This window comes from Micromonospora sp. NPDC048907 (genome assembly GCF_055586885.1).
In genome coordinates this window covers 786,688-801,663 of record NZ_JBVJHI010000002.1, presented here as the reverse complement: position 1 = coordinate 801,663, position 14,976 = coordinate 786,688, and the positions used below count along the sequence as shown (strand labels likewise).

The 14,976-nt window shown below is 73.6% G+C and carries 11 protein-coding genes; 9 read left to right on the top strand and 2 right to left on the bottom strand.

The window, feature by feature from the left end; genetic code table 11:
* Positions 1–32 precede the first annotated feature (32 nt).
* From ACZ6PY_RS08820 to ACZ6PY_RS08780, 9 genes are all read left to right on the top strand, one after another.
* Positions 33–1,076 carry a substrate-binding domain-containing protein gene (locus tag ACZ6PY_RS08820; protein ID WP_466070541.1) on the top strand — a complete coding sequence of 348 codons (1,044 nt, stop codon included), beginning with the start codon at positions 33–35 and terminating at the stop codon, positions 1,074–1,076.
* Between the two features lie 20 nt (positions 1,077–1,096).
* Positions 1,097–2,302 carry a Gfo/Idh/MocA family protein gene (locus ACZ6PY_RS08815; protein ID WP_466070539.1) on the top strand — a complete coding sequence of 402 codons (1,206 nt, stop codon included), beginning with the start codon at positions 1,097–1,099 and terminating at the stop codon, positions 2,300–2,302.
* A 253-nt stretch (positions 2,303–2,555) separates the two neighbouring features.
* Positions 2,556–3,176, top strand: a complete 621-nt coding sequence (locus tag ACZ6PY_RS08810) for an EboA domain-containing protein (protein ID WP_466070537.1) — start codon at positions 2,556–2,558, stop codon at positions 3,174–3,176.
* Positions 3,176–3,991 carry a TatD family hydrolase gene (locus tag ACZ6PY_RS08805; protein WP_466070535.1) on the top strand — a complete coding sequence of 272 codons (816 nt, stop codon included), beginning with the start codon at positions 3,176–3,178 and terminating at the stop codon, positions 3,989–3,991. Before ACZ6PY_RS08810 ends, ACZ6PY_RS08805 begins: the two co-directional genes overlap by 1 nt.
* A 104-nt stretch (positions 3,992–4,095) precedes the next feature.
* Entirely contained in the window at positions 4,096–5,166 is a 1,071-nt protein-coding gene (locus ACZ6PY_RS08800) for a polyprenyl synthetase family protein (RefSeq protein WP_466070533.1), read from the top strand.
* Positions 5,167–5,448: 282 nt separating this feature from the next.
* Positions 5,449–8,283, top strand: a complete 2,835-nt coding sequence (locus ACZ6PY_RS08795; RefSeq protein WP_466070531.1) for an RICIN domain-containing protein — start codon at positions 5,449–5,451, stop codon at positions 8,281–8,283.
* A 58-nt stretch (positions 8,284–8,341) separates the two neighbouring features.
* Positions 8,342–10,450 (top strand): ThuA domain-containing protein, encoded by a 2,109-nt coding sequence (locus ACZ6PY_RS08790; RefSeq protein ID WP_466070529.1) that lies wholly within the window; start codon positions 8,342–8,344, stop codon positions 10,448–10,450.
* A 78-nt stretch (positions 10,451–10,528) separates the two neighbouring features.
* Positions 10,529–11,023, top strand: coding sequence for a sensor histidine kinase (locus tag ACZ6PY_RS08785; RefSeq protein ID WP_466070527.1), 495 nt, complete (start codon positions 10,529–10,531; stop codon positions 11,021–11,023).
* A gap of 202 nt (positions 11,024–11,225) precedes the next feature.
* Positions 11,226–12,236, top strand: a complete 1,011-nt coding sequence (locus tag ACZ6PY_RS08780; RefSeq protein ID WP_313718781.1) for a sugar phosphate isomerase/epimerase family protein — start codon at positions 11,226–11,228, stop codon at positions 12,234–12,236.
* A gap of 40 nt (positions 12,237–12,276) precedes the next feature.
* On the opposite strand, the gene ACZ6PY_RS08775 is transcribed toward ACZ6PY_RS08780, so the two are convergent.
* The gene (locus ACZ6PY_RS08775; RefSeq protein ID WP_466070525.1) at positions 12,277–13,461 is read right to left on the bottom strand and encodes an ROK family transcriptional regulator; all 1,185 of its coding nucleotides are present in this window, start codon (positions 13,459–13,461) and stop codon (positions 12,277–12,279) included.
* Between the two features lie 106 nt (positions 13,462–13,567).
* Entirely contained in the window at positions 13,568–14,635 is a 1,068-nt protein-coding gene (locus ACZ6PY_RS08770; RefSeq protein ID WP_466070523.1) for a sugar phosphate isomerase/epimerase family protein, read from the bottom strand.
* Positions 14,636–14,976 lie beyond the last annotated feature (341 nt).

Here is a 14,976-nt window from a genome sequence, read left to right as displayed (position 1 = left end):
AAACACCCCACCACCTCATTCAGGAGGCCGTCATGACAAGTGACCTGTCACGCCGCCGGCTGCTCTTCGGCGGGGCCGCGCTCTCCGCCGGCGTGCTGCTCGCCGGCTGCACCAGCAACGAGCAGGCCCCCACCGCCGCCCAGACCAAGGACGCGGCGGCCGGTGGCAACAGCGAACCCGGCAAGAAGGTGACGATCGGCTTCTCCGCGCCGGCCGCCGACCACGGCTGGATCGCCGCAATCACCAACAACGCCAAGGCGCAGGCCGGCGCGTACTCCGACGTGGAGCTGAAGAGCGTGGAGGCCGGCGCGGACGCGGCGGCCCAGCGCGCGGCGCTGTCCACCCTGATCTCCCAGAAGCCCGACGTGATCGTGCTGCTGCCGCACGACGGCAAGGAGCTCAACGCGTTCGGCCTGGAGGCCATGAAGGCCGGCATCCCGGTGGTCAACCTCGACCGGGCCTTCCCGGACGCCAAGGCCTACCGGCTGCAGATCAAGGGTGACAACTACGGCATGGGCGTCGCCGCGGCGACGTACATGATCGAGCAGTTCAAGGCCAAGGGCGTCAGCGCCCCGGTCATCGGTGAGATCGCCGGCATGGACGAGCTGGAGCTCACCCAGGAGCGGTCGAAGGGCTTCGCCGACACCCTGGCCCAGGCCGGGTTCAAGGTGCGGAACCGGCGGGCGGCCCGGTTCACGGCCGACTCCGGCCAGCAGGAGGCGACCGGGCTCCTCCAGGCCCTGCCGAAGATCGACGCGATCTGGAACCACGACGACGACCAGGGCATCGGCGTCCTCGCCGCGGTCAACCAGGCCAACCGCAAGGAGTTCTTCATGGTCGGCGGCGCCGGCTCGAAGAAGGCCATGGAGGCCATCGCGGCCGACAACACGGTGCTCAAGGCCACCGTCACCTACAGCCCGTCGATGGCCTCCTCGGCCATCACCCTGGCCCGCCTGATCGGCCAGGGCAAGGGCATGTCCGACCTGGTCGAACTCCAGGTACCGAAGGAGATCGTCCTCGCCTCCGAGACGATCACCAAGGAGAACGCGAGCAGCTACCTGAAGCTCGGGTTCTGACACACGGGGGGAGACCCACCTTGTCCACTCACGACAACCTCATGCGCGTCGGCATGGTCGGCTACGCGTTCATGGGCGCCGCGCACTCCCAGGCGTGGCGCACCGTGAACCGCGTGTACGACCTACCGGCGCAGGTGCGGATGGCGCTGGTCTGCGGCCGGGACGAGCCGAAGGTGGCCGAGGCCGCCGGCCGGCTCGGCTGGGACGGGCACACCACGGACTGGCGGCGGCTCGTCGAGTCCGACGAGATCGACGTGGTCGACATCTGCACACCGGGGGACAGCCACTGCGAGATCGCCCTCGCCGCGCTGGCCGCGGGCAAGCACGTGCTGTGCGAGAAGCCGCTGGCCAACACCGTCGAGGAGGCCCGGGAGATGGCGGCCGCCGCCGCCCGGGCCCAGGCCGCCGGGGTACGCGCCATGTGCGGCTTCAACTACCGCCGGGTGCCCGCGGTCGCCCTCATGCGGCAGCTCGTCGCCGACGGGCGGCTCGGCGAGATCCGGCACGTCCGGGCGGTCTACCTCCAGGACTGGATCGTGGATCCGCAGTTCCCGCTGGTCTGGCGGTTGCAGAAGGACAGGGCGGGCTCCGGCGCGCTCGGCGACATCGGCGCGCACATCATCGACCTGACCCAGTACGTGACCGGGCAGCTCATCACCGGGGTCAGCGCGATCACCGAGACGTTCGTCAAGGAGCGGCCGCTGCCGGCCGGGTCGAGCGGCCTGGCCGCGCAGGCCGACGGCAACGGCCGGGCGACCGGCCCGGTCACCGTGGACGACGCCGCCGTCTTCGTGGCCCGGCTCGACGGCGGCGCGCTCGCCACCTACGAGGCGACCCGGTTCGCCACCGGCCGCAAGAACGCCCTGCGTGTCGAGATCAACGGCTCGCTGGGCAGCGTGGTGTTCGACCTGGAACGCCTCAACGAACTGGAGTTCCTCGACGCCACCCGGCCGGCCGCCGAGCAGGGCTTCAGCCGGATCCTGGTGACCGAGCCGGAGCACCCGTACCTGGCGGCGTGGTGGCCGCCCGGCCACATCATCGGCTACGAGCACTCCTTCACCCACCAGATGCGTGACTTCGTCGAGGCGGTCGCCACCGGGGTGGACCCGACGCCGTCGTTCGCCGACGCGTTGCAGGTCCAGCTCGTGCTCGACGCGGTGACCCGCTCCGCCGAGCGGGCCGCGTGGACGGAGGTGGAGCCCGCGCTGGCCGAAGTGGCCACCTGACCGGACCACGGCGGCGCTCCGCGCGCCGACCCGAAGGGCTTTCCGGTGCCGACCGGCGAGGGCCCGCCGCGGTTGCGCCCCGCGGCGGGGACGAGGTCGGCCCCGGAGAGCGTGCCGCCGCGCCGAACCCGCGGCCGGCACGAACCAGCACGGCCGTCCGGTGCGGCCGGACCGGGATTCCCCGGCCGCACCGGCCGACCGGCCCGAGAACGGGAGGCGGACACCCGGCCACGCGGCTCGGAGGGGAGACGGCATGACACCCGACCGACTGCGCACCGCGCTGCGGGGCGTACCCGATCCGCGGTGGCTGGACGCGGCCCTGCGCCGCGTCGCGACCGATCCCGCGGCGATCCCGCGGCTGTTCGCCACAGCGGCCCGCAGGTGCGGCCGGGGGCCGCTGCCCGGCGGTCCCGGCTGGACCGTCGACGAGGCCGCCCGCGCGCTGCTGCTCACCGCGCTTCCCACCGGCCACGCGGCGGCCGCCGAGGCGCTCTACCGGCACGGCGACGCCGCCGAGAAGCGGGCCGTGCTGCGGGCCCTGGCCCTGCTGCCCATCGGCGCGGAGTGCGTGCCGCTGCTGCACGACGCGATCCGCACCGACGACACCCGGCTGGTGGCCGCCGCGTTGGGCCCGTACGCCCGGCACCTGGAGCAGCCGGCCTGGCGCCAGGCGGTGCTCAAGTGCGTCTTCATCGGCGTGCCGCTGGCCGTCGTCGACGACCTGGCCGGCCGGGCCGACGGCGAGCTGGCCGTGATGCTGGCCGGGCTCGCCACGGAGCGGCGTGCGGCGGGCCGGAGCATGCCCGCCGACGCCGCCGACCTGCTCGACCGGCTCGGCGCCCGCTCGCCGTCGACCACCGCGCCGGAGGCGTGATGCGCATCTTCGATCCGCACATCCACATGACGTCCCGGACCACCGACGACTACGAGCGGATGGCGGCGGCCGGGGTACGGGCCGTGGTGGAGCCGGCGTTCTGGCTGGGGCAGCCGCGGACCAGTGTGGACACCTTTGTGGACTACTTCGACTCGCTGATCGGGTGGGAGCCGTTCCGGGCGGGCCAGTTCGGCGTCCGGCACCACGCCACGGTGGCGCTGAACCCGAAGGAGGCCAACGACCCCCGCTGCCGCCCCGTGCTCGACGTGCTCCCGCGCTACCTGGACAAGGACGGCGTGGTGGCGGTCGGCGAGATCGGCTACGACTCGATGACCCTGGCCGAGGACGCCGCCTTCGCCGGTCAGCTCGCCCTGGCCGTGGCGCACGACCTGCCCGCCCTCGTGCACACCCCGCACCGGGACAAGGCGCGCGGCGTCGCGCGCACGCTGGCCGTGGTCGCCGAGTCCGGCATCGAGCCCGGGCGGGTGCTGGTCGACCACCTCAACGAGGTCACCGTGGAGCTGGTACGGGACACCGGCTGCTGGCTCGGCTTCTCGATCTATCCGGAGACGAAGATGTCGCCGCCGCGGATGGTCGAGCTGCTGCGGACGTACGGGACCGAGCGGATGCTCGTCAACTCGGCCGCCGACTGGGGGCGCTCGGATCCGCTGCTCACCCGGGCCACCGGGGAGGCCATGCTGCTCGCCGGGTTCAGCGAGGACGACGTGGACCGGGTGCTGTGGCGCAACCCGGTCGAGTTCTACGGCCAGTCCGGCCGGCTGGACCTCGCCGACCTGGGCGGGCCTCGGGGCTGAAGCGGCTGTCCGGTGGAGTCGGCGGGACAGGCACGCGCGGTATTGTCAGCCATGGATACCGACCAGCTCGGGATCTGCCCGGATGGGGCGCCCCGGGAGGCGCTGTGACAGTTGCCGTCGCACCGACCGACACGGCCCTGCTGCGGGGCCGTTTCGACGCCGCGCTCGCCGCGTTCCTCCACGAGCGCCGGCCGGGCCGGGCGGACGACGACGGCACGGCGGCCGTCCACGCAGTGCTCCGCCGGTTCGTCCTGGCCGGCGGCAAGCGGCTGCGGCCCCTGTTCTGCTACTGGGGGTGGCGGGGCTTCGGCGGCACCGACGGCACCCCGATCGTGGTGGCCGCGGCGGCGCTGGAGCTGTTCCACGCCTTCGCGCTGATCCACGACGACATCCTGGACCGCAGCGACCGCCGGCGCGGCCGGCCCACCGTGCACCGGGTCTTCGCCGAGTGGCACGCCCGGTCCGGCTGGCACGGCGACCCGGAGGCGTACGGCCGGCAGGCGGCCCTGCTCTGCGGCGACCTCTGCGCCGCCTGGTCCGGCCAGATGTTCCACGGCTGCGGGCTGGACACCGAGCGGCTGCGCCGGGGCCACGCCGTGTTCGCCCGGATGCGGGCCGAGGTGATCGCGGGGGAGTACCTCGACGTGGTGGCCGCGGCCGGCGACGGCTCGGTGGAGAGCGCCCTCGCGGTGGTGCGGCTCAAGACGGCCCGCTACACGGTGACCCGGCCGGTGCAGCTCGGGGCCGCCCTGGCCGGCGCGGATCCGGACGTGGTGGCCTCGCTGGCCGGGTTCGGCGACCCGTTGGGGGATGCCTTCCAGCTGCGCGACGACCTGCTCGGTGTCTTCGGCGACCCGGCGGTGACCGGGAAGTCCAACCTGGACGACCTGCGGGAGGGCAAGCCGACGGTGCTCATGGCGCTGGCCCGGGCGGGCGCGGGCCCGGCGGGGGTGGCGCGGTTGGGCGCCCTGGTCGGCGATCCGGCCCTGGGCCCGGCGGGGGCGGCCGAGGTGCGGGCGATCGTGGAGGCGTCCGGGGCGCGGGCGGCGGTGGAGCGGATGATCCGGTCCCGGGCCGGCAAGGCCCTGAGCGCGCTGGACGGGTTGCCGCTGGCGGAGCCGGCCCGGGCGGCGCTGGCCGAGCTGGCGGCCCGGGCCGTGGACCGGCGCCGCTGACCCCACTTTTGTCGCTCATTGACGAAAGTAGTTCCGGAATCAGCGGAAGCTATGGACAGGCGGATCGAAAGGTCTTAATGTCGTCCGCAAGCACCTAGCTGTTTCGTCGAGGTGAACCGCCCGCACCCGGCACCCTCGTCGAGGTGACCTGCCGGCCGCAACCACCGGCGGTCACGGCCTGCCGGGCCGCACCCGGCGGGCCCGGCGCAGCATCCCCGCACGGCATCCGGCGCGACGCGCGCCCGATCCAGGCTGCGCGCGTCAGGAAGGGACAGCAGAGGCATGTCCAGCCCCCACCACACCCCCACCCGACGATGGCTCCCCGCCGGATCGGCGCTGCTGCTCGCGGCGGCCGCCGGCGCGGTCGGCCTGGCCGCGACCCCCGTCCCCGCGTCCGCGCACCCCATCCCGGCGAGCGACTTCCAGCAGGTGGAACTCGCCCGCGGCGTCGCCGAGACCGGCGAACCCATGTCCCTCGCGGTGCTGCCCGACCGCTCGGTCCTGCACACCGCCCGCAACGGCACGCTCCGGCGCACCGACGCCGCCGGCGTCACCACCGTGATCGGCACCCTGCCCGTCTACAACCACGACGAGGAGGGGCTCCAGGGCGTCGGGGTCGATCCCGGCTTCGCGAGCAACCGGCAGATCTACCTCTACTACGCGCCCCCGCTGTCCACCCCGGCCGGCGACGCCCCCGCGACCGGCAGCGACTTCTCCGCGTGGCGGGGCGTCAACCGGCTCTCCCGGTTCAACCTCAACGCCGACTTCACGCTCAACCAGACGAGCCGGGTCGACGTGCTCGACGTGCCGGCCGACCGGGGCATGTGCTGCCACGTCGGCGGCGACATCGACTTCGACGCCGCCGGCAACCTCTACCTCTCCACCGGCGACGACACCAACCCGTTCGACTCCGGCGGCTACGCGCCCCTGGACGAGCGGACCGAGCGCAACCCCGCGTACGACGCGCAGCGCAGCGCCGGGAACACCAACGACCTGCGCGGCAAGATCCTGCGGATCAAGGTGAACGCCGACGGGTCGTACTCGATCCCGTCCGGAAACCTCTTCCCGGCCGGCACCGCGAAGACCCGGCCGGAGATCTACGCCATGGGCTTCCGCAACCCGTTCCGGATGAGCGTCGACAAGGCCACCGGCATCGTCTACGTCGGCGACTACGGTCCGGACGCCGGCACCAGCTCGGCCCGCGGCCCGTCCGGGCAGGTCGAGTTCGACCGGGTCACCGGGCCGGGCAACTACGGCTGGCCGTACTGCACCGGCACCAACACGGCGGCCGAGACGTACGCCGAGTGGGACTTCGCCACCGGCACCGCGGGCGCGAAGTTCAACTGCGCGGGCGGCCCGACCAACAACTCGTTCCGCAACACCGGCCAGAGCACCCTGCCGGCCGCGAAACCGGCCTGGATCCGGTACGCGGGCGACGCCGGCAGCCCGCCCGAGTTCGGCGGCGGCTCCGAGTCGCCGATGGCCGGCCCGGTCTACCGCTACAACGCCGCGAACCCGTCCACCACGAAGTTCCCGCAGTCCTTCGACGGGCAGTTCTTCGCCACCGAGTTCGGCCGCGGCTGGATCAAGCCGATCCACCTCAACGCCGACGGCTCGCCCGGCACCATCGACTCCTTCCCGTGGACCGGCAAGCAGGTGATGGACTCCGCGTTCGGGCCGGACGGCGCCTACTACGTGCTCGACTACGGCACCGGCTACTTCAACGGCGACGCCAACTCGGCGCTGTACCGCTTCGACTACCTCGGCGGCGGCAACCGCGCCCCGGTGGCCCGCGCCGCCGCCGACAGGACGTCCGGCGCGGCCCCGCTGGCCGTCGCCTTCTCCTCGGCCGGCTCGTCCGACCCCGAGGGCGGCGCGCTGACGTACGCCTGGGCGTTCGGGGACGGCGGCACCTCCACGGCGGCCAACCCGTCGCACACCTACACGGCCAACGGCCGCTACACCGCCACGCTGACCGTCCGGGACCCGCAGGGCGCCACCGGCACCGCCAGCGTGGTGATCACCGTCGGCAACACCGCGCCGACGGTCACCGTGAACAGCCCCGGCAACGGCCAGCTCTTCTCCTTCGGCGACGCCGTGCCCTTCCAGATCACCGTCACCGACCCGGAGGACGGCACGATCGACTGCACGAAGGTCAAGATGACCTACGTGCTCGGCCACGACCAGCACGGCCACCAGATCACCTCGGCCACCGGCTGCACCGGGTCGATCAGCATCCCCGTCGACGGCGAACACGACGACGCGGCGAACATCTTCGCGATCTTCGACGCCGAGTACACCGACGCCGGCGGCCTCACCACGCACACCCAGCACACCCTCCAGCCCCGCCACCGGCAGGCCGAGCACTTCAAGACCTCCGCCGGCATCAACACCTTCGACAAGGCGACCGCCGAGGGCGGCAAGACCGTCGGCGACATCCACAACGGGGACTGGATCGCGTTCGAGCCCTACCAGCTCGGCAACGTCACCGGGTTCAGCGCCCGGGTCTCCTCCGCCGGGGTGGGCGGCACCCTCCAGGTGCGGGCCGGCTCGGCGACCGGCACCGTCCTCGGCTCGGCCACCGTTCCGGTGACCGGGGCGTGGGACACGTTCACCACGGTGACCGGCGCGGTCGCCAACCCGCCCGCCGGGACCACCACGCTCTACCTCACCTTCGCGGGCGGTGCCGGCGCGCTCTACGACCTCGACTCGTTCATGCTGACCACCTCCGGCGCGCGCACCGGGCCGGTCCGCGGGCTGGCCGGCAAGTGCCTGGACGTGCGCAACGCCGCGACCGCCGACGGCACCCAGATCCAGCTCTACACCTGCAACAGCACCACCGCGCAGACCTGGACGGTGACCCCGAACTCGACGGTCCGGGCGCTCGGCAAGTGCCTGGACGTCTCGGGCGGCGCGACCGCCGACGGCACGAAGATCCAGCTGTGGACGTGCAACGGCACCGGCGCCCAGAACTGGTCGGCGCAGGCCGACGGCACGCTGCGCAACCCGCAGTCCGGCAAGTGCCTGGACGTCTCGGGCAACAACTCCGCCGACAGCACCCCCGTACACCTCTGGACCTGCACCGGCGCGGCGAACCAGAAGTGGACCCTGCCCTGATCCGACGGTGCGGGGCCGGTCCGCCGGCCCCGCACCCCGTCCGGCACTGGAGAGCGACATGAGACTCCTCCGCACCGTCCTCGGCGCGGCCACCGCCGTCCTCGCCACCCTCGCCTGCACCACCCCGGCCACCCCGGCGGCCGCCGCCGACGCGCCCTACGACGTGCTGGTCTTCTCCAAGACCGCCGGCTTCCGGCACGACGCCATCCCGGCCGGCATCCAGGCCGTCCGCGACCTCGGCGCGGCCAACAACTTCACCGTCACCGCCACCGAGGACGCCGCCCAGTTCACCGCCGCCAACCTCGCCCGGTACGAGGCGGTGATCTTCCTCAACACCACCGGCGACGTGCTCGACCCCACCCAGCAGGCCGCCTTCGAGGCGTACGTCGGCGCGGGCGGGGGCTACGTGGGCGTGCACGCCGCCGCCGACACCGAGTACGACTGGCCGTTCTACGGCAACCTGGTCGGCGCCTGGTTCGCCTCCCACCCGGCGATCCAGCCGGCCACCGTGCGGGTGGAGGACCGGGCGCACGCCGCCACCGCCCACCTGCCGCAGACCTGGAACCGCACCGACGAGTGGTACAACTACCGCACGAACGCCCGGTCCACCGCCCACGTGCTCGCCACCCTCGACGAGTCGTCGTACTCGGGCGGCGGGATGGGCGCCGACCACCCGCACGCCTGGTGCAAGACGTACGCGGGCGGCCGGTCCTTCTACACCGGCGGCGGCCACACCCAGGCGTCCTACGCCGAGCCGGCGTTCCGCGCCCACCTGCTCGGCGGCATCCGGTACGCGGCCGGCCGCAGCAAGGCCGACTGCCGCCCGGAGACCGGCTACGCGGCGCTCTACAACGGCGCCACCACCGGCTGGTCCCAGGCCGGCCCGGGCAGCTTCACCAACGCCGACGCCACCCTCACCTCGGTCGGCGGGATGGGCCTGTACTGGTACAGCGCCCGGCAGTTCACCAACTACTCGCTGAAGCTGGACTGGCGGCTGGCCGGCGACGACAACTCCGGCGTCTTCATCGGCTTCCCGCCGTCGAGCGACCCCTGGTCCGCCGTGGACAACGGCTACGAGATCCAGATCGACCCGACCGACAGCCCCGACCGGACCACCGGCGCGGTCTACACCTTCAAATCCGCCGACCTGCCCGCGCGGGACGCGGCGCTCAACCCGGCGGGGGAGTGGAACACCTACGAGCTGCTGGTCGAGGGGGAGCGGCTCCAGGTCTTCCTCAACGGCGTGAAGATCAACGACTTCACCAACACCGACCCGGCCCGCTCGCTCGCCGGCCACATCGGCATCCAGAACCACGGCACCGGTGACGACGTCTCGTTCCGCAACATCCGGATCAAGGAGCTGGGCGGCAACCCGCCGACCGGCAGCACCACCGTGCAGGCCGAGGCGTTCAGCTCGGCCAGCGGGGTCACCCCGTTCACCAAGGCCGGCGCCAACGGCGGGCAGACCCTCGGGTACGTCGACCCGGGCGACTGGGCCGCGTACCAGGGGCTGGACCTGACCGGCGTGACCGCGCTGCGGGCGCGGGTGGTCTCCGGCGGGCCGGGCGGCACCCTCCAGCTCCGCACCGGCTCGCCGACGGGCACCGTGCTCGGCCAGGTGGCGGTGCCCAACACCGGCGGCTGGACCACGTTCGCCGACGTCAGCACCGCGCTGACCGGCGTGCCGGCCGGCAGCCAGACCGTCTGGCTGACCTTCGCCGGCACCGGCACCGGCCTGTACGACGTCGACGACTTCACCCTGGTCCGGGGCGGCGGGGGCGGCGGCGGCACGGGTCCGGTCCGGGGCCTGGCCGGCAAGTGCCTGGACGTACGGGGCGGCGCGACGGCCGACGGCACCCAGATCCAGCTCTACACCTGCAACAGCAGCACCGCGCAGACCTGGACGGTGACCCCGAACTCGACGGTCCGGGCGCTCGGCAAGTGCCTGGACGTGTCCGGCGGCGGGTCGGCGGACGGCACGAAGATCCAACTGTGGACGTGCAACGGCAGCGGCGCGCAGAACTGGTCGGCGCAGGCCGACGGCACGCTGCGCAACCCGCAGTCCGGCAAGTGCCTGGACGTCTCGGGCAACAACTCCGCCGACAGCACCCCCGTACACCTCTGGACCTGCACCGGCGCGGCGAACCAGAAGTGGACCCTGCCCTGACCGGCGGACCGGCGGCGGACCGGGCGACCTGCGGGATCCGCCCGGCCCGCCACCGGGGTGCTGCCGTACCGTGACCGTGTGGGACGCCTGGAGCGGTGGCGTCGGGTCGCCCGGTCGGGCCCGAACGTCGGTGACGTGCTGCGGGCCGCCCTGTTCCGGGTGCGGGGCCGCGCCGAGCCGCCGGCGCCGTCCACCGGGCCCGCGCCCAGCCTCACCCGGCTGGACGCGCTCATCGACGAGTTCGCCGCCGGCCAGCCGGTGCGCTGGCGGGTGGGCGGCCAGCCCCGCCCGCTGCCCGCCGCGGTCGACGCGGCCGCGTACCGGATCATCCAGGAGGCGCTGACCGACGCGCGCCGGCACGCTCCGGGGTCGGCCGTCGCGGTCCGGCTGCGCTACAACCCGGCCGGCCTCAGCATCGAGGTACGCGGCGACGGGCCGGCCCTTCCGGTGGCCGGCCTGCGGGCGCGGGCCCAGTCGGTCGGCGGGGCCTTCCACGCCGGCCCGTGCCCCGAGGGCGGCTGGCTGGTCCGCGCCGAACTGCCCGCTCCCGAGGACGAGGCCGAGCCGGCCTGACGGTTCCGGGCCTTCCGCGCCGGCCCCGGCCGACCTAGAGTGAGGGCGGCGACCGCGAGGTGGCCGGTGACCCGGTGGGAGGCGCAACCCGTCGGGCCCAGACGCGACCGCGTCCACCGGTGCCCGTCGAGGTCGCCCGCACGCCGGTCGCCCTCGCCCCGGTCCGCTACGGAATCCCCCATCACGACAGGGGAGAAGGACAATGGCGCGACCCATCACGCTCTTCACCGGCCAGTGGGCCGATCTTCCGTTCGACGAGGTCTGCCGGCTGGCCGCCGAGTGGGGGTACGACGGTCTGGAGATCGCCTGCTGGGGCGACCACTTCGAGGTCGACAAGGCGCTCGCCGACGAGTCGTACGTGGACCGCAAGCGGGCCACCCTCGCCAAGCACAACCTCCAGGTCTTCGCCATCTCCAACCACCTCGTCGGGCAGGCGGTCTGCGACCACCCGATCGACGAGCGGCACCAGGACATCCTCCCCGCCCGGATCTGGGGCGACGGCGAGCCGGAGGGCGTACGCCGCCGCGCCGCCGAGGAGATGAAGGACACCGCCCGGGCGGCGGCGAAGCTCGGTGTGAAGACCGTGGTCGGCTTCACGGGCTCGTCGATCTGGCACACCCTGGCCATGTTCCCGCCGGTCCCACCCGCCATGATCGAGCGCGGCTACCAGGACTTCGCCGACCGGTGGAACCCGATCCTGGACGTCTTCGACGAGGTGGGCGTGCGTTTCGCCCACGAGGTGCATCCCAGCGAGATCGCCTACGACTACTGGACCACCAAGCGGGCGCTGGACGCGATCGGCCACCGGCCCGCGTTCGGGCTGAACTGGGACCCGTCGCACTTCGTCTGGCAGGAGCTGGACCCGGTCAACTTCATCTTCGACTTCGCCGACCGGATCTACCACGTCGACTGCAAGGACGCGAAGGTGCGCACCGGGGACGGCCGGCGGGGACGGCTCTCGTCCCACCTGCCCTGGGCGGACCTGCGGCGGGGCTGGGACTTCGTCTCCACCGGCCACGGTGACGTGCCGTGGGAGGACTGCTTCCGCGCGTTGAACGCGATCGGCTACACCGGACCGATCTCGATCGAGTGGGAGGACGCCGGCATGGACCGCCTGGTCGGCGCGCCCGAGGCGCTCCAGTTCGTCCGCCGGCTCGCCTTCGACGCCCCGTCCGCGGCCTTCGACGCGGCCTTCAGCAGCAGCCGCGACTGACCCGGGCGAGGAGGGGCCCCGCCGGACCGGGGGCCCCTCCTCACCGGGCGGCGAAGATGTGGTCGCTGACCAGCCGCGCCGCGCCGACCAGGGCGGCCCGGTCACCGAGGTCGGAGAGGACGATCGGCATGCTGCCGGTGGCCAGCGGGGTGGAACGCCGGTAGACCACGCCCCGGATCTCGGCGAGCAGGACCGGCCCGATGCCCGGGGCCGCGCCGCCGATGATCACGATGGCCGGGTTCACGAAGCTGACCAGGCCGACCAGCACCTGCCCGAGCCGGCGGGCGGCGTCGCGGACCAGCGTCTGCGCGGCCGGGTCCCCGGCGGTCGCCGCAGTGGCCACGTCGGCCACCGTGAGCGCGCCCGCGGCGGCCAGCCGGTCGGCGAGCGCCGTCGAGCGCCCGGCCCGCGCGGCCGCCACCGCCTCCCGCACCAGGGCGGCATCACCGCAGTACGCCTCGACGCAGCCGGTGTTGCCGCACCCGCAGAGCGGCCCGTCCTCGGTGAGCTGGAGGTGCCCGATGTCCCCGGCGCCGCTGGCCGCGCCCCGGTACAGCGCCCCGCCGAGCACCAGCCCGCAGCCCACCGCGTCGCCCAGCTTCACGTAGAGGAAGTCGTCGAACGGCCGGCCGGTTCCGGCGTGCCGCTCGCCCAGGGCCATCACGTTGGCGTCGTTGTCGACCTGCACCGGGCAGCCCAGCTCGGCGGCGATCGTGTCGCGTACCGGGAACTGGTGCCAGCCGGGCAGGGCGGGCGCGGCGACCGGGGCGCCCTCGCGGACCGCGACGGGGGCGGGGAGCGCCACGCCGACGCCGGTCAGCCGGGCCAGCCCGGCCTCGGCCCGCAGCTTGCCGAGCAGCTCGACGGCCCGGCCGATCACGACCTCCGGGCCGAGCCGCACGTCGACCGGCTCGTCGTGCCGGGCGAGCGGGGTCAGCTCGCCGTCGGTGAGCGCCACCGCCAGCCGCCCGTCGCCGATCCGCACCGCGCCGAAGCGCACCTGCCCACCGACGCGCAGCAGCGAGGAGCGCCGGCCACCCCGGGACGCGGCCGGCCCGGCGGTCTCCACCAGGCCCTGCGCGGCCAGCCGGTCCGCCTCGGCGGTGAACCGGGCCCGGGGCAGGCCCAGGGCGTCGGCCAGTTCGACCCGCGAGCGCGGGCCGTCGTCACGCAGCAGGCGCAGCAGCCGCGCCTGGTCGGCGGTCTCCGGTCCGACCATCGTCATCACGATCACCTCCCCCCGAATGTGCCACACCGCCGTCACGACCGTGTGACGCGAGAGGCCGCCCCGGTTCCCCGGTGCGGCCCCCTGCGATCCGGTGTCGAGTCCGTCAGCCCCGCAGACCCGACATGTGCTGGTAGCTGATCTCCGCGTAGCGCAGCGACCGGCCCGGGTCGGCGGCGCCGCCCGGTGCGTTGTCCTGCTCCCACATCGGGTTGTGGTAACCCTTCGCGCCCATGTTCGCGAAGAAGGTGCCGTAGTCGATGTCGCCCTGGCCGAGCGGCACCATCTCGTACCCGGCCGCGCTGGCCGGGTCGTACGTGCCGTCCTTGGCGTGGAACAGCGGGAACCGCTTGGTCTGCGCGGCGACCACGGCCAGCGGGTCGAAGACGCTGGTCTGGGTCACCCCGTCCGGGTCGGTGTAGCTGCGGAACCGGTGCTGGGCCACGTGCGCCCAGTAGATGTCCATCTCGAACCAGACCCACTCCGGGTTGGTCCGCGCGATGAAGTACTCCAGCTTGCGCACACCCGAGGACCGGGTCGGCCGGCCCTGCGCGTCCAGCGGGCCGCTGTCGCGCAGGAAGTCGTACGCGGCGTCGTGGTTGTGCGTGTAGAGCTTCAGGCCACGTGCCGCGGCCATCTCGCCGAAGGTGTTCCACCGGTCCACGGCGGCGTCCCAGTCGGCCTGGTAGTTGCTGCCGGTCGGGTCGCTGCCGGTGCCGATGTGCGTCATGCCGAGGATCTCGGCGGTGTCGAGGGTCTGCTCGAACGCGGCGATGGTGTCCGGGGTGATCGTGCCCGGGACGGAGGCGTGCGAGCCGTTGGCGCGCAGCCCGTTGTCGTCCAGGATCTTGCGGATCTCCGCCGGGGTGATCTGGCGGCCGAGGATCGAGGCGTGCTGGGTGTACCCGGCGAACTCGACCTCCTTGTAGCCGATCTCGGCGAGCCGGGCGAGCACCCGCTCGAACCCGTACGGCACGCCGGTGGCGTCCGGGGCGGCGCTGATCCGGTCGCGGACGCTGTAGAGGATGATGCCCCGCTTGCCGGTCGGGACGAGCACCCCGTTGCCGGCGAAGGCGGCCGACGGGGCGAGCCCGGCGGTGGCGACGGCGCCCGCCGCCCCGGCGATGGTGCCGAGCACCCGGCGACGGCTCATGCCGTGCGATGTGTTGTTCATGTCCTGACTGCCTCTCTTCTGGACGCGGGTCCTCCCCAGCCTCGGGAGGAGGCTGAGGAGGTCGCTGGAAGGGACGAGAGCCTGGCCAGGTTCTACGCGAGACGATATTTGCGCCCGCGACCAAAGAGAAGAGTTTGACGCCAAAAGTTTTCCATCAATCCCCGCTACTTTTGTTCAGGACGAGCGAAAGTGGAGCGGGATCTTGTTCGGACAGACGGGAGCGGGGCGGGGGGCCGGCGGGGGCCCCCCCCCGCCCCCCCCGGGGGGGGGGGGGGGGTGGGCGGCCCCCCCCCCGGGGGGGGGGGGCCCGCCGGCGGGGGGGGGCCCGGGCGGGCGGGGCC